This window comes from Streptomyces sp. HPF1205, from assembly GCF_020400825.1.
Classification (GTDB): Bacteria; Actinomycetota; Actinomycetes; order Streptomycetales; family Streptomycetaceae; genus Actinacidiphila.
Genome location: NZ_JAINVH010000002.1, coordinates 97332 through 119829, shown reverse-complemented (window position 1 = coordinate 119829; position 22498 = coordinate 97332). Strand labels below are relative to the sequence as shown.

The window sequence follows — 22498 nt, the reverse complement described above, 5'->3', positions numbered from 1 at the left end:
CGCCGCCCGCCCGACCACCCGCGCCCCGAGCACTGTCACATACGCCCGCGCGCGGTGCGGTCGCCGTACGCCAGCGCGGCGGGACACCGCTTCCGTACGCCCGGGGCGCCGTCACCTCCTGACCGGGCGGTACTCCGGCGACCCGGCGGTACTCCGCCGTCAGCCCTCCAGCAGCCGCTGGCCCACGTACTCGCCGGGGCCCACCCCGCCCGGCACGGCGAACAGGCCGCTCGCCTCGTGCCGCAGGAACCGGGACAGGCCGTCGCCGCTGTCGAGCTTGCGCTGCACGGGTACGAAGCCGCGCAGGGGGTCCGCCTGCCAGGCCACGAACAGCAGCCCGGCGTCCGGGGCGCCGTCCGTGCCGATGCCGTCGTGGTACGAGAACGCGCGCCGCAGCATCGTCGCGCCGCCGTTGGAGGCCGGGGCGGCGACCCGGATGTGCGCGTCGGCGGGGACGGCGAGCGACCTGTCCGGCAGGAACTTGTCCAGGTCGACCGGAGTCGTCTCGGTGCCGCCCGACAGCGGCGCCCCGTCGGACTTGCGGCGGCCGATCACCTTCTCCTGCCGTTCCACGGGCAGGTGGTCCCAGTCGTCGAGCAGCATCCGGATCCGGCGCACGACGGCGTACGAGCCCCCGGCCATCCACTCCGGCGAGCCGCCGGCCGGTACGAACACCTTCCGGTCGAAGTCGGGGTCGGCCGGCTTGGGGTTGTTGGTGCCGTCGATCTGCCCCATCAGGTTGCGGCCGGTCGTCGGGTGCGCGGTGGCGCCCGGGGTGCGGTTGAAGCCACTCATCTGCCAGCGCACGAAGGCGGTGTCCCGGGCCGACTTCTGGATCACCCGCAGCGCGTGAAAGGCCACGAGCGCGTCGTCGGCGCTGATCTGCACCCACAGGTCGCCGTCGCTGCGCCGGGGATCGAGCGCGTCGGCGGAGAAGGCGGGGAGCGGGGCGAGCGCCTCGGGCAGCCGCGCGGTCAGCCCGGTGCGGGTGAAGAAGCCGCGCCCGAACCCGAAGGTGACGGTAAGCGAGGACGGCCCGGCGTCCCCCGCGACCTGGTCGTCGTACGCCGCCGGGGTCGTCGGCGTCGCGCGCGTCATCGCCCGTGCCGCGTCCGACCAGCGGCGCATCAGCCCGGCCGCCGCCCGCCGGTCCGCACCGGCCGCCAGATCGAACGCCACCAGGTGCCCGCGCGCCTGCGCCGGCTCCACGATCCCGGCCTGATGCGGACCCTCGAAGGGTATGTACGAGGACCCGACCGTGGTCAGCGCGGTCGGCCGGTCCGCGACGGCGCGGCCGGCCGCGGCCCCCGCCCCGCCGCCGGCCACGAGCCCGGCCGCGCCCGCGGCCCCCGCGGTACCGAGCAGCCGCCGTCGGCTGATCGCGGCGGAGGGGGACGCTTCGGTCGTGGACCCCGCCGTTCCCGCCCTGGCTGCCACGTCTGCCCTGCCTGTCGTGGCTGTCGTGCCTGTCGTGGCTGTCGTGGCTGTCGTGGCCGGCGTGGCTGTTGTCGTCGGCTTCGTCGGCTTCAGCGGCTTCATGGGGCGACCTGCACGTTCCTCGTCCGGGTCACCTCGTCGATGTCGGAGGTGCGGACGGTCAGGGACATCTGCCAACCGCCGGCCAGGGGGAGGCGGACGCCGGAGGCGATCCAGTGGCCGGCCGCGAACCGCTTGAGGGGCACCTGGATCGGGCCGAGGTTCTTGGCGGGCAGCGTGAAAGACAGCCGCACCTCGGGCACCTCCATGGGCTTGCCCGCCGGGTCGCTGAGGATCACGTGCACGACCCCGGGCAGGCCCGCCGCGACCGGCGACATGCCGACCGCCGCGGTGCCCTTGCCGTTCGTACCGCCCGTGTCGAACGGGACGGTGAGGGAGAGGTCCGAGGAGGAGCCCGTCCCGGGCGTCCCCGTCGCCGAGGCCGCGGGGGCGGGCGCCAGCCCCTTCTGCTCCTCCGCCGCGCGTCCCGGCTGGGACCCGGTGAGCATCGTCGTCACCGTCAGCAGGACCACCGCGATGCCGGCTTCCGCCAGGACACTGCGGCGCAGGGCCGTTCGCGCCGGATCCGCGTCCCGTGCCTTGCGCGCCCGGGCGGCCGAGCGCGCCGCCTGCTGACGCCGCAACTGCGCGGCGCGCTCGCGAGAGGCGGCCGGTACGGTGCCGCCGGTCCGGCCGGACGTGGCGCCGGACGTGGCGCCGGACGTGGCGCCGGACGTGTCACGGGTTGCGCCGCCGCCCTTGTTTCCGGCCTCGCCCGAAGCCTTGTCGCGGGTCTCGTCCGCAGCCTTACCCGCCTGCCGCGGTACGGCGGCTTCGCCCGGCTCCCCCGGCTCCCCCGACTCCTGTACGGCGACGGAATCCGGCTCCCCCGCCGCTGCCGACGACGCCGGAGCCGTAGCCGCCGGAGCCGGAGCCGCGGCTACGGCCGACGGCTTCGCGGTCTTCTCATCGGACTTCTTCGCGGACCCCTTCGCCCGGACCTTGGCGCCGGACGCCTCGGCGGAGACCCGGGCGGACGCCTTCGCCCCCGTCCCCCTCGCCGTACCGGCTGTACCGGCTGTACCGGCTGTATTAGCCGTACCGGCCCTGCCGGCCGCCCCCGCCGCCCCGAGCCCTCCCGTCCACCGCCGCGAGAACCAGGCCACCGCCACCAGCGCACACACCAGCCCGATCTTGACGAGCAGCAGCCGCCCGTACGAGGTGTCGGTGAAGGCCCGCCACGTGCCGATCTGCCGCCACGCCTGGTACGTTCCGGTCCCGACCAGGAGGGTGATCGCGGTCAGGGCGGTCAGCGAGAAGCGGCGCACCGCCCAGCGTTCGACCGTCCCGGCCGTCGAAGGCGCCCACAACGCGGTGAGCAGGGTGATCAGGCCGCCCAGCCACACCGCCATGGACAGCAGGTGGACCACGTCGACCGGCATCGCGAGCTTGCGCTGGACGCCGACCGAGGCGTGTTCGGCCATCGCCCAGGTGGCGGCGATGCCGACGGCCACCACGGTGCCGCCGATGGCCAGGCCCCAGGCGAGGTCGGCGCGCTCCGCGGGGTCCTCCCGTTTGGCGTAACTGCCGAACAGCACCGCCAGGAAGACGGCCGCGGCGGCGAGCAGCAGCAGCCGGGAGAGCAGCGCGGCGCCCGGCCGGGTCTCCAACTGGGCGCGCATCACGCCCGGGTCGAAGACCTGGCCGAGCCCCTTGCCGTTGACGTACGGGCCGCGCAGCATGATCAGCGCGATCGCGCCCGCCACCATCGCCACCCAGCCGCCGGCCACCAGCCGCTGCATCGCGCCGAGCAGGGCGCCGCGCGGCCAGCACACGGTCAGGAACACCGAGCCGCCGACCAGCAGCGCGAAGCCGAGGTACGAGACGTAGCGCCCGACCCCGTACAGGAACGCCGCCGCCCCGCCACCGGCCGCCGCGACGCCCGAGAGGTCGACGGTGGTCCTCGACGGCGCCCCGACCGAGAAGGTGAAGGCGCCCGCGACGGGGTGGCTGTCCTGGGAGATGGCCCGCCAGGCGACGGTGTACGTGCCGTCGCCGATGCCCGGCCGCAGCGCCACGGTGGCGGTCGCCTTGGAGTCGCCGCCGCCGTCGGCGTGGCCCGGCGTGCCCACCGCCACATCCGTACCGCGCGGGTCGTACACGTGCAGGCTGTCGTCGGACAGCAGCACGCCCTCGGAGAAGGTGAGCACCACCCGCTGCGGCGCCGTCTTGACGACGGAGCCCTCGGCGGGGTCGGCGCGGATCAGGGCGGCGTGCGCGTCCGCCGGCCCGGCGGTGCCGAGCAACAGGGCGAGCATGCCGCCGAAGGCGAGTGCGAAAGCGGCGAGGCGTTTCGCGTGCCGCCGTCCGCCGGTCCGTGCGCCCGTTCGTCCGCCGGTCCGTGTGCCGACCCGTGCGTTCACCCCCACTCCGCCGGGCCGGTCCGCCGCCGGACCGCGTGTCGCGTACGACCATGTGTTCATCGTTGGGTCAGCCCCCGGGGCGGTACGTTGTCGGGCGCACGGGGACGGTGACGGTCACCGTGGCCGGCGTGGCATGGGCGAAGCGCAGCGTGAGGGTCACCGTGTCACCGACCGCGGGCTTGTGGGTGAGGTTCTCCAGCATCAGGTGGTCGGCGCCCAGGCCCAGCGACAGGCGGCCGCGGGCGGGGACGGTGAGCGAGGGTACCTGGCGCATGGTGGTGCCGACGGTGGTGTGCAGCGTGACGTGCGCCGCCAGCGGGGTGGTGACCGAGGTCAGCTCGGCCGGGGTGCCGCCGGTGTTGCGCACCGTGAGGTACGCGGCCGCCACGTCGGTGAGCAGGGGCCTCGGTACGTAGCCGCCGGTCACCGACAGCCGGGCGGGGGAGGCGGCGGAGGAGGAGCCGCCGCCCAGCGCCACCACGGCCGCCGCCGCGACGGCCGCGCCTCCCGCGACGGCACCGGTCAGCGCCCCGGTGAGCCTGCGGCCGCGGCGCGTCACGGGGCCTCACTCCTGATGATCCTGGGCAGCCCGGCCTGGTACTGCGCGGCGGTGGTGCCCGACATGTACAGGATGTGGCCCATGTTGTCCTTCGGCCAGAAGGCCAGCACCTCGGCGCCATGGGTCACGGTGACGCTGCCGTCCTTCTCCTTCACCGGCGCGTCGATGCCGACGCCGACCGACTTGGCGGCGGCCCGGATGACGGAGAACCGGCCGGTCAGGCCGATGAAGCTCTTGTCCATGGCGCCGAGCCAGGCGTTCAGCCGGGCCGGGGTGTCGCGCTCGGGGTCGGAGCTGACCATGATCACGCGCAGCTTGGCCTGGTCGGCTGCGGGCAGCCTGGACTTGGCCAGCGCGAGGTCGCTCATGGTGGTCGGGCAGACGTCGGGGCAGTGGGTGTAACCGAAGAAGAGCAGGGTGGGCAGGCCGGCCGTCTGCTTGACCAGGTCGAACGGCTTGCCGTGGTTGTCGGTGAGGACAAGGTGCGGCTTGGGGAACGGGGTGTCGAGCAGCGTGCCGGCCGAGCCGCTGCCGGAGACGGCGGCGACATTGGCGTCCGAGCCGCCGGAGGCGGTGGAGGAGCCGGAGCCGCCGGAGGAACTGCCGCAGCCGGTGAGCGCGAGGGCGGTGGCGGCGACCAGGGCGGCCGCGCCGAGCTTGACGGTGGTGCGCATGAGTGCAGGGTCCTGTTCGGGTGGTCGTGGGACTTCCGGGACGGCGGGCGATCCGGGCGGTCCGGGCGGTCTGGGCGGTCCGGGCGGTCTGGGAGCCGGGCGGCCGGCGGGCGTACGGGTGGGAGGAGATCTCCTCGTGTACGCGCACGCCGGCCGCCCGGCCCGCGCCGGCTCAGGCGGACGGGTCCGAGGTGCCCGGCGTGCTGCCCGGCGAGGTGGCGGCGGGGGCGCGGCGGCGGCCGGCGAACACGCCGAAGCCGACGCCCAGCAGCCCGGCCACGATGCCGGCGATGCCCAGGGCGCGGGCGGTGTCGTCGGTGGTGTCGGTGCCGCCGCTCGATGGGCCGGCCGCGGCCTGCCGGGGGCCCTTGGCGTCGGCCGCGGGAGCGCCGGCGGGGGAGCCGGGCGCGCCGTTCGTACCGGTGGGGGCTGCCGCCGTCAGGGTCAGGGTCGGCGCGGGGTGTTCCGGCTCGGGCTGGCCCGCCTGGGGGAGGTCGATCCAGCGCACGATGTCGCCGTTGTCGTACGTCTGCAGGGTCTTGAACGACAATGCGCCGGTGTCGTCCGGCAGCGGGCCGAAGGAGACCGGGAACTGCTGGAACTGACCGGGTCCGATCTTTCCACCCGACCAGGTGATCTTGCTGACCGCTTGGGTGACGGTGCCGTCGTCCGTCTTCAGCGGAGTGGCCAGCTTCGACGTGGCGACCTGGGCGGTCCAGCCGGGCACCGGCTGGAGCGACACCGAGGCGATGGGGTGGTCGGTGGGCAGGAAGACCTCGATCTTCACGGTGGAGGCGCTGTCCTCCTCATTGGGGATCTTGAAGTCCACGGTGCTGTAGCTGCCCTTGGCGGCCGTGTCCGGCTGCACGGTGACGTGCGCGAAGGCGGGCACCGCGGTCAGCAGGACGGCCGATCCGGCGAGCGCGGCGACGGTCACGGCCCGGCCCCTGAGGCGGGGCGGACGGGACATGCGTGAGCTGCTCATGGCAGGGGTTCTCCACGGTGAGAGGGGAATGGCACGTGACGGTGGCGTGGCGTGGTGTGGCGGACCGACCGGCCGCGCGCCGCCGTCCCTTCCGTCCCCTCCCTCGTCCCGCGACCGGGAACGGAGAAGTGACCGGGAATCACCCGCGTGCAGTAGTAAAAGTGGTGATTCCCGGATGGATCAGGACATTCGATGCCGCGTCAGGCCGCCAGGGCGAACGCCGGAGGGCCGCGCCTGGCCACCGAGTGCCGCAGCCAGACCGTGCGGTGCCGCCCCGGGGCGGCGGCATCCGTACCCGCCCGGCCGCGCGGCCAGGGGTACGGGGACCGGCTCGCGAGGGCCGACAGCAGCGCGTGGGCGCGCCGCAGGGCGGCGGCCGGGGACAGCGGACGGGCGCCGCGGACCCGCAGGGACAACCTGATCAGCCGCCACAGCGCGGCCTCACCGCGGCGCAGCAGCCAGCCCGCCACCACGGCGGCCAGCAAGTGGCCGAGCAGCATGGGCAGCGAGCAGAAGGGGAGCGCGGTCAGGAGGGAGTGCGCGCCGCGGAACGCGCCGCCGCCGACGCCCGCCGTGCCGCCGTCGGCATCCGCGGAAGGGGAGGGCATGCCCGGCATCCCCGGCATCGCGGTCGGCCAGGACCCCCATGCCAGGTGGCCGCCTCCCGTACCCGCCGCATAGGCCGAGGGGTCCAGGCCCGCGCGGCTGACGATGGCGCGTGCGGCGGCCGGGGTGAGCCGCTGTCCGTGAAGGCCGCAGGTCAGCCGGGCGGCCAGCGCCGCCAGGCCGCCACCGGCCGAGGTCCCGGCCGAGCCGGGGGTGGTCCCCGCGGCCGCGCCCGCACCGGCTGCGTAGGCGCACGTCCGGCCGATCGTGAAGACCGCGTGCAGGACGACCTGCCCCAGCGCCAGCAGCGTCGCGATGCCCGGCAGCGACCGCTCCCGCCCGGCGAGCGGTGCGACGACGGCGAAGACGGCCAGCCAGGCCAGCGCCAGCGACGTGCCCGGCACCGGCCGGCCGGCGGCCAGTGAGTGCCCCGCCGCGGCCAGCACGACGCAGACCGCGGTGAACACCGCGGCCCGCAGCAGTCTCAGGCCGGCGCCTGCGCGCACGGAGGTGGCGGGGGAAGCCATGACGGCGGCCATCTTCTCACCGCTGCCCCATGCGGCCCACAGCGGGTGCCCGGTGTGGGTGGGTTGTCGCGTTACGCGGACGTTACGCCAGGTGGTCCCTACACTGCCGCCGCGAGCCTCCGCGTCGGCCGAATGAGCGGTATCACGTCAACGCCACGCTTATCGGCTGCCTTTCGCGGCAATACGTAACCGTATGTCGAGCCGCAACCAGGAGGCTGGAGCATGAGCATCTGGTGGTCCCTCCATTTGCGGCGCGAGGCTGCGAGCGTCCCGCTCGCCCGGAGACTGCTCCTGGGGACGATGGAGACCGCCGGGGTGGATCCCGACATCTCCTTCGACCTCTCGGTGGCGCTCACCGAGGCGTGCGCGAACGCCGTGGAACACGCCGGAACCGCCACCAACTACAGCGTCACCGCGCAGATCGACGGGGAGCGCTGCCGGATCGAGGTGGCCGACTCCGGACCGGGTTTCGCCCGCGACCGCTTCCTCCGCCATCCGGCCCGGCCGCCGGCCCACCGGGGCCAGCACGCCGAGCACGGGCGGGGGCTGTTCCTGATCGAAGCGTTGGTGGACCACGTCCACTTCCACGACCGTCCCGGACACGGGACGGTCGTCTCTTTTGACAAGGTGCTCAAATGGCGTGACGGCGCGCTCCTCAAGGCCTCCTGACCGCGGAGCCGGCGGACAGCGACCGCACCGCCACGGACCACGGGCCCCACGGGGCCGCTGAGTCGACCGGGTGAACCCGGGCCACCGGGCCCGGGTTCACCGGGCCACGGGCCCACCGGGTCACTCGCGCACTGGGGCACCCGGGCCTGGCAGGTCACGGGCACCCCGGGCCACCCGGGCCCGGCAGGTCACCGGCCCACCGGGCCTGCTCGGCTCACCGGGCCCGTCCGGCCCCCGCTCGGCTCACCGGGCCTGCTGTATCAGCCGTACCTCCCGGGGCCTGCCGGCCTTACCGGCTCCTCACCGGGCCCGCAGCGAGGCCATCCACGTCTCGATCTCGCCGGCCTCGCGGGGCAGCGCCGCCGAGAGATTGCGGTGGCCGTCCGGCGTGACCAGGATGTCGTCCTCGATCCTGACGCCTATGCCCCGGTACTCCGCGGGCACCGTGAGGTCGTCCGCCTGGAAGTACAGTCCGGGCTCGACGGTGAGGACCATGCCGGGCTCCAGGGTGCAGCCCACGTAGGTCTCGGTGCGGGCGTGTGCGCAGTCGTGGACGTCCAGGCCGAGCATGTGGCCGGTGCCGTGCAGCGTCCAGCGGCGCTGGAGGCCGAGTTCGAGCACCCGCTCGACCGGGCCCTCGATCAGTCCCCACTCCACCAGCCGCTCGGTGAGCACCCGCTGGGCCGCGTCGTGGAAGTCGCGGAAGGCGGCGCCCGGCTTGACGGCGGCGATGCCCGCTTCCTGCGCGTCGTACACCGCGTCGTAGATCCGGCGCTGCAGCGGGGAGAAGGTGCCGCTGATGGGCAGGGTGCGGGTGACGTCGGCGGTGTAGAGGGTGCGGGTCTCCACGCCGGCGTCCAGCAGCAGGAGTTCGCCGGGGCGGACCGGGCCGTCGTTGCGTACCCAGTGCAGGGTGGTGGCGTGCGGGCCGGCGGCGCAGATCGAGCCGTACCCCACGTCGTTGCCCTCCACGCGGGCGCGCAGGAAGAACGTGCCCTCGATCCAGCGCTCGGAGGTGGCCACCGCCTTGTCGAGCGACGTCACCACGTCCTCGAAGCCGCGGGTCGTGGAGTCGCACGCCTGCTGGAGCTCGCCGATCTCGAACTCGTCCTTGACCAGGCGAAGTTCGGACAGGAACTCGGTCAGTTCCGCGTCGCGCTCGGCGGTCACCTTGTCGGTGAGGGCGGCCTCCACGTCGGGGTCGTAACCGCGCACCACCCGGACCGGGCCCTTCGCCGCCCGCAGCTCGTCGCAGACCTTGCGCACGTCCTTGCAGGGGATGCCCACAAGCTGCTCGGCCTCGGCCAGGCTGTGCCGCCTGCCGACCCACAGCTCGCCGTGGCCGCTCAGCCAGAACTCGCCGTTGTCCCGGTCGGAGCGCGGCAGCAGGTAGAGGCTCGCCTCGTGGCCCTGCTCGCTCGGTTCGAGGACCAGCACCCCGTCCTCGGTCTGGTCGCCGGTGAGGTGGACGTACTCGGTGCCGGCGCGGAAGGGGTAATCCGTGTCATTGGCCCGGGTGCGCAGCTTGCCGGCCGGCACCACGATCCGCTCGCCGGGGAAGCGGGCGGACAGCGCGGCGCGCCGCGCCGCCGTGTACCCGGCCTGCGGGACCGGCTCCAGGCCGCGCAGCTCGGTGTCGGCCCAGCCGGACTTCATCACGGCGGTCAGCTCGTCGGACACGGCGGGGTACAGCCGGTTCTTGCGCTGCTTGATCGCCTCGTCCTCGGCGTCCTGCCGGTCCTTCCGGTCCTTCTGGTCCTGCTGGTCGCCCTGGTCCTGAAGTGCCTGTTCCCGCTGGTCCTGGGTCTTCGGGTCCGCCTCCGCCACGTCCTGCCTCCTCGCGATGAATCCTTCGTCCATCGTATGGGCGTGCGGGCGGGGGCGGAGGAGGGCGGCCGGCCGCCTGTGGAAAACCCCGCGCGCACCCGCCCACCGGCCTCGCCGACCGGCCGCGCGCGCCCGGCCCCGCCTCGCTCGCGCGTTCGCCCGTCCGCCCTCGGCCCCCGCCCCCGCCCGTTCAGTCGAACAGGGCCACCAGCAGGACCAGGTCCTCCGCCCCGTCGGTGCGGTCCATGCCGTCCGGCAGCATGGTGTGCAGGACGTGGTCGGCGAGCCGCTCGGGGTCGGCGCGGACGGCACGGGAGGCGCTCTGCGCGGCGGAGTGCAGCCGCGCGAAGGCCCGGTCGGCAGGCTCGCCGGTGCGGTGCAGCAGCCCGTCGGTGAACAGCAGCAGGCTCTCCCCGGGGCGCGCGCACAGCTCCACGCTGGGCGCCTCCCAGCAACTGAGCATGTTGAGCGGGGCGGACAGCGAGGTCTCCACGTACTCGCAGCGCCGGTCGCCCACCACCAGCGGCGGGCAGTGGCCCGCGCCGGCCAGGGTCAGGCGGCGCCCTCCGGGAGCGGACGTGGCATAGGCGAACAGCGCCGTCGCCGACCTGGCCGGCTCGGTCAGCCGCATCAGCAGTTCGAGGTCGGACAGCACGGCGACCGGGTCCTCGCCCTCCATCACGGCGTAGGCCCGCAGCGAAGCCCGCAGCCGCCCCATCGCGGCGACCGCGCCGGGCCCCGCTCCCGTCACCCCGCCGACCGCCAGCCCGAGCGCCCCCTCGGGCAGCGGCAACGCGTCGTACCAGTCCCCGCCGCCGCGCGGGCCGGTCCGGTGGCGTACGGCCATGCGTACGCCCGGCACCCGGGGCAGGCGGGCGGGCAGCAGTTCCGTGGCGAGGGCCGCGGCGACGCCCCGGGCGCGGGCCAGGTCCAGGCAGCGGGCCAGGTGCTCGGCGGCGAAGCGCAGGTACAGGCCTGCCAGGCGGCGCTGGCGGTCGGCCGGTTCCGCGGGCTCGTCGTAGAACCACACCGCGGAGCCGAGCGGGCCGACCGGGTCGGCGGCCAGCCGCAGTTCGTAACTGGCGGCGAGCCCGAGCTGCGCTGCGACCTCGCGATGGCGCGGGGCCAGGCCCGGCTCGGCCCGCAGGTCGCGGTGCAGGATCTCGTCGATGGAGGTGGGGAGCGGTGCCTGGGCTCCACCCGCGGCAGGAGGCGCGCCCTCTGCCGCGGGTGCGGGCGCGTCCAAGGAGACGGGCGCCTCCAGGGAGACGGGCGCCTCCAGGGATGCGGGCGCATTCAGGGATGCGGGCGCGTCCGCGACCAAGGGCGCGGTCGGGGCGGCGGGGGCCGTCCACGACCCGCCCGCCGCCCCGGGAACCGTCTCCAGGGTGCCGAGGTCGGCGCGCGTCAGCCCCAGGCCGACAGTGCACTCGGGGCCGAGGCCGTCCTCGGGGTTGAGGGCGATCATGCCGCGGCTGGCGCCGACGAGAGTGGCGCCGGCCTGGAGCACCTCGCGCAAGGCGCCGTCGAGATGGGAGGTGCGGGCGAGCCGCTCGGTGAGTTCGTGGAGCAGCGACAGGTCGCACACCCAGGCGGCGAGCCGGTCCTGGACGGCGAGCGAGTGATCGGGGGTGCCGCGGGCCGGCATGCGCTCGGGGTGGCCGGCCGGCGGGGCGGGGAATCCGGACACGGGCGCCTGCGTCACCGTGACGGCGTCAGTGTGCGCCGTGCCGGAAGAAGGTGATTCGGTTCCAGCCACTTTTCTGACGTGCGCGGGACTCATGGCCGGGGACTTCCGGCCAGCGTACCGGGCGAACGGCGAGTGGGGCAATCGGTGCTTTTCGGCCGTGGTGCGCGGAGCAACTGCATGAATAGCATCGCAAACCCCCATGTCGTGCTGCGCCGCTATCAAGGACCCCACTTCTACACGCACGATCGTGGGCATGTCCAGGATTGTCCCGGTACACGGAAAGGTGTCGGAGGCTTGCGGCCCGTGGTCCGGTCGACGTAAGTTGACGGGACATTGGCTCAAAACCGCTACCCCCGGTTCATGCGCCCTGTCGACTGATCCCAGCCAACAGCGCGTCATGTCGCGGGTGGTGGGTAGGAACCCCAAGTCCGGCTACAGCGTCGTACGTACGTAAACGGTTGACGGCCGACCCAACCCCGAGTGGTGAGGGGTGCCGCGCCCAGCGGGACCACGGGCAGTGGCTCACGACGTGGGCTGTGTGCGCCGCACATGAGCGCCTCGCACGCGCCACCCTCCGCCGCGTTCCACGCTCGGCCGGCAGCGCGTGCCGCGCTGCCTCGTATGCGGTGTGCTCCACGATTACGTTGTGCAATGGGCAGATCCATGGGCGTTAACGGAAAGGAACGAGCGCTGATGCGCGAGATCCTCGGAAGGCGACGCAAGCTCTCACTCCAGCTCCAGCGCAAGGGGCGGGCCGCGTTGCTCAACGCGGCGCTCACTTACGCCGAGCAGTGGAAATGGCGCGTGGTGCCCGGTGTCGGGTTCGACCGGCGGGGCGCCTGGCGGACCGCCGGGCCCGTTCCGTGCGCCTGCCCGCACCCCAGTTGCCCGGTGCCGGGCGTGCACCCTCTCGACCCCGGACTGCTCGCCGCCACGCGCGACCCGCGGATGGTCCGCTGGTGGTGGACCAACCGTCCGGACGCACCCGTGGTCCTCGCCACCGGCGACGAGGTGTCGGCCGCGAGCCTGCCCGCCGCCGCCGGGGCACGCGCCCTGGACGCGATCGAGGAACTCGGCTTCCGCCTCGGCCCGGTGGTCGCCACACCCACCCGTTACGTCTTCCTTGTCGCTCCCTACCGTTTCGCCGAGTTGGGCGAGCTCCTCGACAGCCAGGAGTGGGTGCCCACGTCCCTGCGCTACCACGGCGACGGGGGGTACGTGGCCCTGCCGCCGTACAGCAGCAGCGCGGGGCAGTTGCGCTGGGTGCGCCCGCCGGTTGTCGAGCCAGGCGGGACCGCGCCCTGGCTGCCGAGGCTGGGCACCTTGGTCGACGCCATGGTGCGGGCGGGGCGGACCGCGCCTGACGGCGACCGGCTCACCTACTGACGCCCCATCCCCGGCGGCCGCGCGCCCACACCCGTTCGTATACGGCGGGTTCGTATCCGCGCCCTGTGCGGAGTCCCGACGCCGCCTGCTGTGTCGCGCCCTCGCGACCGCGACCTATGCGGCGACCGCGCCCGCCATGACGTCCGCGTCCTGTGTGACGTCGGCTTTCTATGCGACGAGGAATGGCGGCGGCGTGCGGACAGCAAAAGGCCCGGTCGCTGGCGACGGGGGATGCACCAGCGACCGGGCTGCTCAAACGGTAACAAGACTTGTGCCGTTCGCAAATCCCGCAACCGGAGGGGACCGCCGAATTCCCGGGGTTTTGCGGCCTGTTGTGATCGACATCACTGAGCGAACGCTCAGTCGGCACCCCCGTTCGGGGGTGCCGACGGCCCCCTTCTGCCGGCGGTTCAGCTCAAGGTGATCTGGCGGTTGGTGAAGCCGCTGCGGGCGCGGCGCTCCTCCGCGCTCAGCGGGCCGGTGTTGGCCAGCGTCTCGGCGAGCCGCTCCTGGAACTGCGCGGCCGGCTTCTCGACCTCGTCGGCCGGCATGTCCGCCGGCAGGTCCCAGACCGGGACCATCAGACCGTGCGCGCGGAACGAGCCGACCAGCCGCGTCCCGTCGCCGAGCGACGAGGCGCCCGCCGCGTGCAGCCGGGCCAGCGCGTCCAGCAGCGCGTCCTCCGGGTGCGGCATGACCCACCGCAGGTGGTTCTTCTCCGGGGTGTGGCACCAGTAGCCAGCCTCCACACCGGTCAGCCGGACGGTCGGGATCGCAGCCTGGTTGGCGCGCTCCAGCGAAGCGGCCACCTCGCCGGTCGCGGCGTCCGGGTCCTCCAGCCAGAACTCGAAGCCCGGGTGGATCTCGGGCGTGAACGGGGCGTCCAGGTCGAGCAGGTCCTGCAGCCGCGGGCCGTCGGGGGCCGGGCGGCGGCCCTCCACCGGGTTGCCCGGCTCGGCGGTCAGCGTGCGCTGCAGGGTGCCGGCCAGGTCGCGGCTGATGTCCCCGGTCGTGGCGTCGTTCTGCAGACCGAGCAGGACGCCCCCGGTGTCGCGGCGCAGGCCGGGCCAGGCCATCGGCAGCACGGTCGCCAGGGTCACCGACGGCACGCCCTGCGGCAGGCCGTCCTTCAGCGTGAGCTCCACCGTCGCGGCCGGTACGAGTTCGCGCAGCGCCACCCAGTCGCACTCACCGGGCAGTCCCTCGAAGGGGCGGCGGACCAGCTCCGTCACCGCGTGGGCGGCTTCGCGGCCGTGGCATGCCTTGTACCGGCGGCCCGAGCCGCACGGGCAGGGCTCCCGCGCGCCCACCACGGGGATCGCGCCCGCGGTGCCGCTGGTGGCCTTGCTCTTGGTGGTGGTCGCGCGCTTCTTGGCCATGGCTGGGTCTCTCCCGGTACGGCGGTGTTCCCGGGGGAGCCTAGCGGGGTGGGCGGGTGCGGTACGTGAACGCCTTGCGGTCGGCTCGGGCCGGGGCCCGCTCCGGGGCCCGCTCCGGGGCCCGTTCCGGGGCCCGCTCCCGGGCCCACTCCGGGGCCCGCTCGCGCCCCAGGCCCGACCACGGCCGGCCTGACCACGGCCGGCCCGGCGCGGCTCGCGGTCGGTCGGCTCGCGGTCGGTCGGGCGGCTCGCGGCTGAGGCCTCCTGGCCCGACTCCCGGCCCGACTCCCGGCTGCGGGGTGCCGGCCGGGGTGCCGGCCGGGGTGCCGCCCGGCCAGGGGCCGCCTCAGCTCAGATCGTCAGCTCAGGTCGTCCAGTGACTCCGCCAGGTCCAGCGGCAGTTCCAGCGGGACACCGCGGGGCAGGCCGATGCCGGTCGGGGGATCGTCCCGGCGCGCGTGACGGCCGCGGACGGGGAGCACGACCCATACGGTGACTTCGCCCGGGGCGTCCCGTACCCCCCAGCGCTGGGCGAGGGCGGAGACGATGCCGAGGCCGCGGCCCCCGTGCGCGGTGAGGGAAGGGCTGGCCGGCCGGGGCCGGGTGGGCCCGCCGCCGTCCGTTACCTCCAGGACCAGCAGCCCGTCCGCGCCGACCGACCACGACGCCCTTATGCCGCCCGCGGCCGGCTCCGGGTCCTCGCCGGGGGCGGGATCCAGGGCAGGGGCCGGGGCTTGATCGGGGATGAGGCGCGCGCCGCCCGCGTCGCCGCCGACGCCCAGGCGCGTGCCTGTGCCCATGTCCGTGCCGGCGACGAGGCGCGCACGCCTGTCCGTACGCCCGCTCCTCTCCGCACGCGCGCCCGTGTCCGCGAGCGCGCCGGCGTCCGCGCCCGTGTCCAGGCCCGTGTTCGCGCCCGTGTCCAGGCCCATGTCCACGCCAGCGGCGGAACCCGCGCCCGCGATCGCACCGGTGTCCGCGCCCGCGCCCGTTCCCCCGGTCATGCGCCTGGACAAACGCCGGGCGGGCGCCTGCGCGCCCGCCGCCTGGACCGTACCGCCGCCTTCGCCGCTGCCGCCGGGGCGACCGCCGGCCCAACCGCGATCGCCGAGGGGCCGGGCATGCCGGCAGGAATTGCTGAGCAGTTCGGAGAGGATGAGTACCGCGTCGTCGACGACCGGTTCCGGTACGTCCCGCGCGTACAAATCCGTACGCAGTCTTCTGCGCGCTTCCGCGACGCCCGTCGGACCATGGGGCAGGGCCATGGTCGTGGACGTCGGCACCTCTTGGGCCACCATCGACGACACCCCCGATACCTCCTTCACCCCACGCCACAGGGTCAATGCCCTCCGGGACTCGGCCGGAAACGGCCCAACCGCGATCTATTGACGCACTCCATGCGAGGCCCCCATATGCCTATGCCCCGGGCACGATCCTTTGCGAGCCGCCACGCTCCGCTCGCGCCCCGGCACTCCCGGTAAGCGCCCTTACCCGTGTGATTGGGACAATGGCTGGTCAGAAGACCTTTACGGGTGTTTCCGGTCGTCTCGGGCCGTCTCGGATCGTCTCCGTTCGTCCCCGGGCGTTCGCGGCGGTGCGTCAGTGCGTCAGTGGGTCAGGGCGTCAGTGCTCAGCGCTTCAGCGGCCCAGCCGGTCGAGCACCTCGCGCGGACGGTTCGTGATGACCGCGTCGACGCCGAGCCGCGCGCACAGGTCCACGTCGGCCGGTTCGTCCACCGTCCAGACGTGCACGCGGTGCCCGAGCTGGTGCGCCTTGGCCACGTAACCGGGGTTCGCGCGCACGATCCGCATGCTGGGCCCGGCGATCCGCACCCCCGCGGGCAGCCGCCCGTCGCGATGGCGCGGTGTGACGTACTGCATGAGGTAGACGGTCGGCAGCTCGGGCGCGTCGACGCGGATCCGGCGCAGCGAACGTGACGAGAAACTCATCACCCGAACCCGCGAGGGCTCACCCGGCGGCGGACGGTGCAGGCCGAACTCGCGCAGCAGGTCGATCAGCCGCTCCTCGACCTGGCCGGCCCAGCGGGTGGGGTGCTTGGTCTCGATGGCCAGCTCCACCCGGCGCTCGGTCTCGGCGACCAGCTCCAGCAGCCGGCGCAGGGTCAGGACGCGGCTGCGCTCGCCGGGGTCGTACCGCTCGGGCGTCTCCGGGTCGGCGTACTGCCCCTTCCACGAGCCGAAGTCCAGCGCGGCCAGGTCGGCCAGCTCCAGCGAGGAGACCGCGCCCCTGCCGTTGGACGTCCGGTTCACCCGCCAGTCGTGCACGCACACCAGCTCGCCGTCCGCGGTGAGCCGTACATCGCATTCCAGCCCGTCCGCGCCGTCCTCGATGGCTTTCCGGTACGCGGCGAGCGTATGTTCTGGTACGTCCTCGGAGGCGCCCCGGTGGGCGACGACCTGGACCGGCCGCCCGTGGGGGTACGGCTCCGGGACCGCGCGTACGAACGTCACCGGGCCATGGTGCCACCGGCGGGGGTGAGAGCGGCCGCCCGGTGGCGTGGTCCGCCGCGGCGGGTGGTACGTACCTGTACCGCACCGCGCGTGCGCGGTGGTGCGCCGGCGCGTGCCGCCACGTACGCTTCCGCGCGCGCCGCACCGCCGCGGAACGCACAGCTACCGCTTACGGCGGTCCGACACGCCGTGGGAAATGCTGTGTTCAGCCTTGATTTTGTCCTGAACCTGAGGAGATTCGCTGTGAGCACCGAGAACGAAGCCGGGTCAGCCCAGCCGGCTGCGGAGTCGGCGGCGGTCGCGCGTGAGGGTGCCGCGTCCGACGGTGCCCAGGCTCCGGCTGCTCCGCCTGCCGCTCCTTCCGAGGCGCCCCCGGTCCCGTCCGCGCCGCCCGCGAGTACCGCCCCGGCCGACCCGCGGGTGGCGGACGAGCCGCGAACCGAGGCGCTTCCCTTGCAGGCACCGCCGCCGGTCGGCCCGCCGTCGCCCTACGGCCCGCCGCCCGGCGAACTGGCGGGGACGCCGTCGGGGGCGTACGAGGGCGCGAAGCAGGCGTACGGTTCCGCGGACCGGCCCGCCGCGCCGGCCGAACCGCCGGCCTCCCAGCCGGCGCACGCCCCTCAGCCCGCGCCGCCGGGTTCGGCGTACGCGAACGGGGCGGGAGCCGCCCCCGGCCCTGCTCCCCAGCCGGGCCCCGGCCCGCAGCCTGGCCCTGCCTCGAACCCGAACCCGGGCCCTGGCCCGAACCCGGGCCCGAACCCGGTCGCCGATCCCTTCGCCGTGCCGGCGACGCCCGCGTACGCGTCGGCGGGCGCGTACGGCGGTACGAGCGCGCCGCAGTCCGAGGGCGGGGGCGGCGGCGGGGGCGGCGGCCCGGTGTGGGGTGCTCCCGTGCCGTCCGGCGACGGCTCCGGCTCGGGGACCGGTCCCGGCGGTTTCGGCTTCGGCTCCGGCCCGGGATCCGGCTCCGGTTCGGGCTCCGGCGGACGGCGGCGCGGGGTCGGCGCCCTGGTCGCCGCGGTCGTGGTGGCCGCGCTGGTGGCCGGCGGCGTGGGCGGCGGCATCGGCTACGAGGTGGCCAAGCACAACAACGACAACTCCGGCTCCACCACCATCTCCGCCCCCAGCAGCATCAAGGCGCTCGACCGGGCCCCCAACTCCGTGGCCGGCATCGCCAACCGCGCGCTGCCCAGCGTCGTCACGATCAAGGCCAGCGGCAGTCAGGAGAGCGGCACGGGCACCGGGTTCGTCTACGACACCCAGGGCCACATCCTGACCAACAACCACGTGGTCGCCCCGGCGGCCAACGGGGGCAAGCTCACCGTCACCTTCTCCAACGGCAACACCTACGACGCCGAGGTGGTCGGCCGCGCCCAGGGGTACGACGTTGCGGTCGTCAAGCTGAAGAGCGCCAGTGGCGTCAAGCTCACCCCGCTCCCGCTGGGCAACTCCGACGACGCCCGGGTCGGAGACGCGACCATCGCCATCGGCGCGCCGTTCGGGCTGTCCGGCACCGTCACCACCGGCATCGTCAGCGCCGTCCACCGCCCGGTCGCCTCCAGCGACGGCCAGGGGTCGAGCCCGGCCTCGTACATGAGCGCGATCCAGACCGACGCCTCCATCAACCCCGGCAACTCCGGCGGCCCGCTGATGAACGCCAACGGTGCCGTCATCGGCATCAACTCCGCGATCCAGCCCGCCGGCAACACCTCCCCGGGCAGCCAGGGCGGCAGCGTCGGCCTCGGTTTCGCGATCCCCATCAACCAGGCCAAGCGCGTCGCCGACCAGCTCATCAAGACCGGCCAACCGGTCTACCCGGTAATGAAGGTCAGCCTCGACACCGCCTACGACGGCGACGGAGCCCGCATCGGCCCCTCCGCCGACGACGTCACCCCGGGCGGCCCGGGCGCCCAGGCCGGCCTCAAGCCGGGCGACGTCATCACCAAGTTCGACGGCACCATCATCGACAGCGGCCAGACCCTGATCGGCGAGATCTGGACCCACTCCCCCGGCGACAAGGTCACCGTCACCTACACCCGTGACGGCTCCACCCACACCACCACCGTCACCCTCGGCAGCCGCGTCGGCGACTCCACCAACTGACCTTCCCCCCACCCCCTCCACTAAGCTGTCCCCGACGGCGCCCCACCCCTCCCTCCCGAGGCCAAGGGCGCCCCGGGGAGGCTTGCCCGAGCGGCCGAAGGGAACGGTCTTGAAAACCGTCGTGGCAGCGATGTCACCGTGGGTTCAAATCCCACAGCCTCCGCGCAGGTAGCAAACGCGCAGGTGGGGGCGGGTCTCGGTTCACCGAGACCCGCCCCCGTTTTCTTGCCCGTCCCGCCTGTGTGCCCCTTCGTGCCCCTGGTGACCAGTGCGTGTGGCCAACCTGTGGTCAGGTTCCGGGCGGGCCGGACGTGACCACGGTGCGCGATCACTGCTGGTCGGCGAGGGCCTGCGTGATCATGTCGTTGGCCTGCTGCCGGCCACCGCGGAGGATCTTCGCGTAGAACCGGAACAGGACGGCGACGCTGTGCCCGGCACGTCTGGCGACCTCCACCGGGTCCACTCCCGCCTTGATCCACAGGGACACGCCGGCTTGGCGGAGGGAGTAGGGGACTTCGGCGAGGGGAGTCTCCCGTTCGTCTGCCGTGAGCACTTTCTGCCGTGCCGCCTGCCAGATTTCGGTGTACTCGGTGGAGCGGACGCGGCCGCCTCCGGCTGCGCGGAAGAGGCGTCCGTCGGGTGTCGTGCCGTACGTCGCCCTGTGGTCGCGGAGCATGCGGACGAGGACGGGCGGGATCGGGACGGAGCGGGTCGCTTTGCGCGCGCGCCGCTTCAGACCGCGCTTCTCGTACGGCAGGCCGTCGTCGGTCCAGTTTGCGCCGACTTCGGGGCGGCTCTCGGACAGGATGAGTTCGCCCCACGCTCCCTCCTCGGCCTCGTCCGGAAGGGCACAGGCCTTGCCGGTGAGCGCGGCGGCCTCGGACGGTCGCATGGCGGCGTAGTACAGGCAGCCGAAGAAGGCCATCAGGTGCTCGCCTCGCGGACCTTGGCCCCGTACGGCTTCGATGAGGCGGCCGGCGAGTGCGGGGTCGGGGACGTATTGGAAGTCGACTTCGTCGTCGGTGTGCGGCGGTTCCCAGTCGATGCGGGCGAGTGGGTTGACTGTGAGGAGGTCTCGTTCGACGGCGTAGCGGAGGGCGTTGTTGAAGGTGGTCCGCTTGCGGCGGATGGTGTTGTCGGCGGCGGTCGTGCCGTCGAGTTTGAGGGACAGCGCCGTCAAGGCCGTCCTGAGCTTCTCCGACTGTGCGAGCTCGGTCATCTTGAGGGAGTTCTTGGCGACCCAGGCAAGGGCCGCGGCCTCCGGCTCCGGTACGGGCTCGGCGTCCTTTCGCGCGACCAGTCCCCTTTCGGTGCGGCACAGCTGGAAGGCCCACATGCGCAGGGCACGTCGCAGGACCCGCTTGTCCGGCATCCCCTTGTCGGAGGTGACCAGGACGAGCGTGACCGTGGTCAGGGCTTCGGCGATGCCGGCGCGGTGCTTCGCGGCGGCGCGCGGCCACTTCATCAGCGCGTAAGCGCAGGCGTGGTCGTACCAGGTCGGTTTCTTCCGCTCGCGTAACTCGCTCGCGGGAAGCCCGGTCTCTGTGTCGAACTGCTCGCCTTTGCGGACGGCGGACATGAGTTCCGAGCGGCGGCCGTCGGCGAGGGCGGCGTTGGCGAACACCTCGTAGTGGACCTCGGGGCCCACGCGCCAGCGCAGTTGGAAGGGTGAACTCTTGCTCGGGCGGCTCCGGACGCTCCAGATCCGCACGTCGTAGGTCAGCATGTGACCACCTCCGGCGGGTGCGCGCCGGGTCGGGCGCGCGCCGGCTGAGTGTGCGGACCGCGTGAGCGACGGCGCCGAGGACGAAGACGGCGACGAGCCCGTACACGGCCACGACGCCGCGGGCGGTGGGAGCGGGGAGCGTCATGCCGTCTCCAGCCGCTGCGTGAGCGAGGGAAGCGCGTTGTCCCTGCAACCTGGTGGCCCGAGGAACAAGTGCGGGAAGAGCGAGCGCGGTTCAGTTAAGGGCTGGGGGTGGGCGAGGAAGGGGTTCGTACACATGGTTGCGAGTTCCTGACGTGGTACGGGCGGGTGGACGGGTGAGCGGGAGGCAGCCGGACGCGGCGGGTGAGGTTGAGGCTCGGGGCCGTTCAGACCCGGAAGCGGCGCGGGCGGAGGAGGAACCGCAGGCTCCAGCGCACCGGCCACAGGACGGCCGCGGCGCCGCCGACCCCGGCGAGCAGGCTGAGCACCCAGCCGCCACCGATGTCGCGGGCCGAGTTCGCGGCAGCGCAGCCGAGCAGCACCGCGACGGCGTACCCGAGCTGAACCACCGCCCCGCTGCCGGGCAACGCCGGCTCGGCGACGCGGGCCACGACATCCAGGTCCTCGGGCTCGGCCAGCCGTAAGATGCCGTTTCTTTTGGTTGGGGCGGTCGTTGGTCAGGGCATGGCAGACCTGGTGCACCGGCTGGTGCCGGACGAGTTGTGGGAGCTGTTTCGGCGTGTGGTGCCTCCCACGTAGGTCATACGTCCGCAGGGCGGTGGCCGGCGCCGGGCGGGTGACCGCGAGACGTTGGCGGCGATCATCTTCGTGGCGACGTCGGGCTGTACGTGGCGGCAGCTCCCGCCGGTCTTCGGCCCTGCGTGGCCCACGGTCTACCGGCGATTCGCGCAGTGGAGCCGGGACCGGGTGTGGGCCAGGCTGCACCGTGTCATCCTCGACGAACTCGGTGCCCGCGGTGAGCTGGACTGGTCCCGATGTGCGATCGACTCCGTAAGTGTCCGGGCCACAAAAGGGGGCCTTTGACGGGACCGAATCCGACCGATCGCGGCAAGCTCGGATCGAAGATTCACCTGATCACCGACCGGAACGGACTGCCCCTGTCGCTGGGGATCTCAGGCGCCAACCTGCACGACAGCCAGGGTCTGCAGCCGCTCGTAAGCGGCATCCCGCCCATCCGCTCCCGCCGCGGCCCGCGCCGCAGGCGGCCCGGAAAGCTGCACGGTGACAAGGGATACGACTACGACCATCTGCGCCGATGGCTCCGCGCCCGCGGCATACGCCACCGCATCGCCCGCAAGGGCATCGAGTCCTCCCAGCGGCTCGGCCGCCACCGCTGGGTGGTTGAAAGAAGCGTCTCCTGGCTGGCCGGCTGCCGCCAGCTTCACCGCCGCTATGAACGCAAAGCCGAGCACTTCCTCGCCTTCGTCGGCATCGCGGCGTTGCTCATCAACTACCGGCGCCTGGTTCGCTGAACGGTGCCGTCCGGGGCTGTCAGCAGTAGAGATCATCCAGTTCGTCGACGATGCGGCGCAGTTCGGAGCGTCGTTGCCGAGACATGCCACGGACCACGGCTTCCAGGAAGTAGCGGGCCTCGAAGGGACTGCCACAGCACTCCCAGATGTTGCAGTTGGACTCATCGTTCTGAGACCAGAGCCGCCGGTTCGGACTGCGTACGAATCGGCTCCAGACAAGTACTGCTGCGTACGTGGAACCCGGCCACAGGTACTTCCGGCTGAGCTCGATCCTGACGACCTCAGCTGTTGCCATCGAGGACAAGCCCGGGAAAACGGGCCGCGGGATCGGGGGCTGGTGCCGAGGTCGTTGCTCGGCACGTAGACGCCCAGGCCGCCTACGCGGCATGAACCTTTCGCTTGATGTCCATGGAACAGATCGTCCCACAGACCTCTGTCAGGACAAACCCCGAACTGGAGCCCACCATAAGAAACGGCGTCTAAGTCGGCGTTGACCTGGACGGCCACGAGCGGCCCGTCAG

At 73.5% G+C, this 22498-nt stretch carries 16 protein-coding genes, 1 tRNA gene and 1 pseudogene; 5 read left to right on the top strand and 13 right to left on the bottom strand.

Going from position 1 to position 22498, the window contains the following annotated elements:
• Nucleotides 1–159: 159 nt before the first annotated feature.
• The 6 genes from efeB to K7G61_RS02760 all read right to left on the bottom strand — a co-directional run bounded on the left by efeB (nt 160) and on the right by K7G61_RS02760 (nt 7250).
• Nucleotides 160–1539, bottom strand: coding sequence for an iron uptake transporter deferrochelatase/peroxidase subunit (gene efeB / locus K7G61_RS02785; RefSeq protein ID WP_225844953.1), 1380 nt, complete (start codon nt 1537–1539; stop codon nt 160–162).
• Nucleotides 1536–3899, bottom strand: coding sequence for a copper resistance protein CopC (locus tag K7G61_RS36270; RefSeq protein ID WP_308190580.1), 2364 nt, complete (start codon nt 3897–3899; stop codon nt 1536–1538). The genes efeB and K7G61_RS36270 overlap by 4 nt, the downstream gene beginning before the upstream one ends.
• 67 nt (nt 3900–3966) lie before the next feature.
• Nucleotides 3967–4458, bottom strand: coding sequence for a copper chaperone PCu(A)C (locus K7G61_RS02775; protein ID WP_225844952.1), 492 nt, complete (start codon nt 4456–4458; stop codon nt 3967–3969).
• Entirely contained in the window at nt 4455–5132 is a 678-nt protein-coding gene (locus K7G61_RS02770) for an SCO family protein (RefSeq protein WP_225844951.1), read from the bottom strand. The genes K7G61_RS02775 and K7G61_RS02770 overlap by 4 nt, the downstream gene beginning before the upstream one ends.
• A gap of 172 nt (nt 5133–5304) precedes the next feature.
• The gene (locus K7G61_RS02765) at nt 5305–6117 is read right to left on the bottom strand and encodes a YcnI family protein (protein WP_225844950.1); all 813 of its coding nucleotides are present in this window, start codon (nt 6115–6117) and stop codon (nt 5305–5307) included.
• 200 nt (nt 6118–6317) lie between these two features.
• On the bottom strand, nt 6318–7250 hold the full coding sequence (locus tag K7G61_RS02760; RefSeq protein WP_225844949.1) for a hypothetical protein: 933 nt from the start codon (nt 7248–7250) through the stop codon (nt 6318–6320).
• A 222-nt stretch (nt 7251–7472) separates the two neighbouring features.
• Between K7G61_RS02760 and K7G61_RS02755 the strand changes: the two genes are divergently transcribed.
• Complete coding sequence (locus tag K7G61_RS02755) at nt 7473–7919, top strand: ATP-binding protein (RefSeq protein WP_225844948.1); 447 nt, start codon at nt 7473–7475, stop codon at nt 7917–7919.
• 300 nt (nt 7920–8219) lie between these two features.
• Here K7G61_RS02755 and K7G61_RS02750 read toward each other — a convergent pair whose 3' ends face one another.
• Together K7G61_RS02750 and K7G61_RS02745 are read right to left on the bottom strand one after the other, a co-directional pair.
• Nucleotides 8220–9779, bottom strand: coding sequence for an aminopeptidase P family protein (locus K7G61_RS02750; protein ID WP_225844947.1), 1560 nt, complete (start codon nt 9777–9779; stop codon nt 8220–8222).
• Nucleotides 9780–9936: 157 nt separating this feature from the next.
• Nucleotides 9937–11394 (bottom strand): PP2C family protein-serine/threonine phosphatase, encoded by a 1458-nt coding sequence (locus K7G61_RS02745; RefSeq protein ID WP_374204046.1) that lies wholly within the window; start codon nt 11392–11394, stop codon nt 9937–9939.
• Between the two features lie 735 nt (nt 11395–12129).
• Between K7G61_RS02745 and K7G61_RS02740 the strand changes: the two genes are divergently transcribed.
• The gene (locus K7G61_RS02740; protein WP_225844945.1) at nt 12130–12822 is read left to right on the top strand and encodes a bifunctional DNA primase/polymerase; all 693 of its coding nucleotides are present in this window, start codon (nt 12130–12132) and stop codon (nt 12820–12822) included.
• 410 nt (nt 12823–13232) lie between these two features.
• Here K7G61_RS02740 and K7G61_RS02735 read toward each other — a convergent pair whose 3' ends face one another.
• From K7G61_RS02735 to K7G61_RS02720, 3 genes are all read right to left on the bottom strand, one after another.
• On the bottom strand, nt 13233–14201 hold the full coding sequence (locus K7G61_RS02735; protein WP_225844944.1) for a DUF5926 family protein: 969 nt from the start codon (nt 14199–14201) through the stop codon (nt 13233–13235).
• Nucleotides 14202–14560: 359 nt separating this feature from the next.
• A complete protein-coding gene (locus tag K7G61_RS37240; RefSeq protein ID WP_374204030.1) occupies nt 14561–15508 on the bottom strand; it encodes a hypothetical protein in 948 nt (315 codons plus the stop codon).
• Between the two features lie 331 nt (nt 15509–15839).
• On the bottom strand, nt 15840–16673 hold the full coding sequence (locus tag K7G61_RS02720) for a glycerophosphodiester phosphodiesterase (protein ID WP_225844943.1): 834 nt from the start codon (nt 16671–16673) through the stop codon (nt 15840–15842).
• 780 nt (nt 16674–17453) lie between these two features.
• Between K7G61_RS02720 and K7G61_RS02715 the strand changes: the two genes are divergently transcribed.
• Both K7G61_RS02715 and K7G61_RS02710 read left to right on the top strand, forming a co-directional pair.
• On the top strand, nt 17454–18776 hold the full coding sequence (locus tag K7G61_RS02715; RefSeq protein ID WP_374204029.1) for a S1C family serine protease: 1323 nt from the start codon (nt 17454–17456) through the stop codon (nt 18774–18776).
• Between the two features lie 76 nt (nt 18777–18852).
• A tRNA-Ser gene (locus K7G61_RS02710) sits at nt 18853–18939 on the top strand.
• A 165-nt stretch (nt 18940–19104) separates the two neighbouring features.
• Here K7G61_RS02710 and K7G61_RS02705 read toward each other — a convergent pair.
• The gene (locus K7G61_RS02705) at nt 19105–20502 is read right to left on the bottom strand and encodes a site-specific integrase (RefSeq protein ID WP_225844941.1); all 1398 of its coding nucleotides are present in this window, start codon (nt 20500–20502) and stop codon (nt 19105–19107) included.
• A 368-nt stretch (nt 20503–20870) separates the two neighbouring features.
• A complete protein-coding gene (locus tag K7G61_RS02700; protein ID WP_225844940.1) occupies nt 20871–21095 on the bottom strand; it encodes a hypothetical protein in 225 nt (74 codons plus the stop codon).
• Nucleotides 21096–21168: 73 nt separating this feature from the next.
• Here K7G61_RS02700 and K7G61_RS02695 point away from each other — a divergent pair.
• A pseudogene (locus K7G61_RS02695) lies at nt 21169–21977 on the top strand (IS5 family transposase).
• Nucleotides 21978–22498: the final 521 nt, after the last annotated feature.

Excerpts from the sequence above, each read along its gene's own strand:
- K7G61_RS02760 (WP_225844949.1), bottom strand. The coding sequence starts at position 7,250 with ATGGCTTCCCCCGCCACCTCCGTGCGCGCAGGCGCCGGCCTGAGACTG.
- efeB (WP_225844953.1), bottom strand. The coding sequence starts at position 1,539 with ATGAAGCCGCTGAAGCCGACGAAGCCGACGACAACAGCCACGCCGGCC.
- K7G61_RS02735 (WP_225844944.1), bottom strand. The coding sequence starts at position 14,201 with ATGGCCAAGAAGCGCGCGACCACCACCAAGAGCAAGGCCACCAGCGGC.
- K7G61_RS02740 (WP_225844945.1), top strand. The coding sequence starts at position 12,130 with ATGCGCGAGATCCTCGGAAGGCGACGCAAGCTCTCACTCCAGCTCCAG.
- K7G61_RS02705 (WP_225844941.1), bottom strand. The coding sequence starts at position 20,502 with ATGCTGACCTACGACGTGCGGATCTGGAGCGTCCGGAGCCGCCCGAGC.
- K7G61_RS02755 (WP_225844948.1), top strand. The coding sequence starts at position 7,473 with ATGAGCATCTGGTGGTCCCTCCATTTGCGGCGCGAGGCTGCGAGCGTC.
- K7G61_RS02750 (WP_225844947.1), bottom strand. The coding sequence starts at position 9,779 with ATGGACGAAGGATTCATCGCGAGGAGGCAGGACGTGGCGGAGGCGGAC.
- K7G61_RS02770 (WP_225844951.1), bottom strand. The coding sequence starts at position 5,132 with ATGCGCACCACCGTCAAGCTCGGCGCGGCCGCCCTGGTCGCCGCCACC.
- K7G61_RS02745 (WP_374204046.1), bottom strand. The coding sequence starts at position 11,394 with ATGCCGGCCCGCGGCACCCCCGATCACTCGCTCGCCGTCCAGGACCGG.
- K7G61_RS02765 (WP_225844950.1), bottom strand. The coding sequence starts at position 6,117 with ATGAGCAGCTCACGCATGTCCCGTCCGCCCCGCCTCAGGGGCCGGGCC.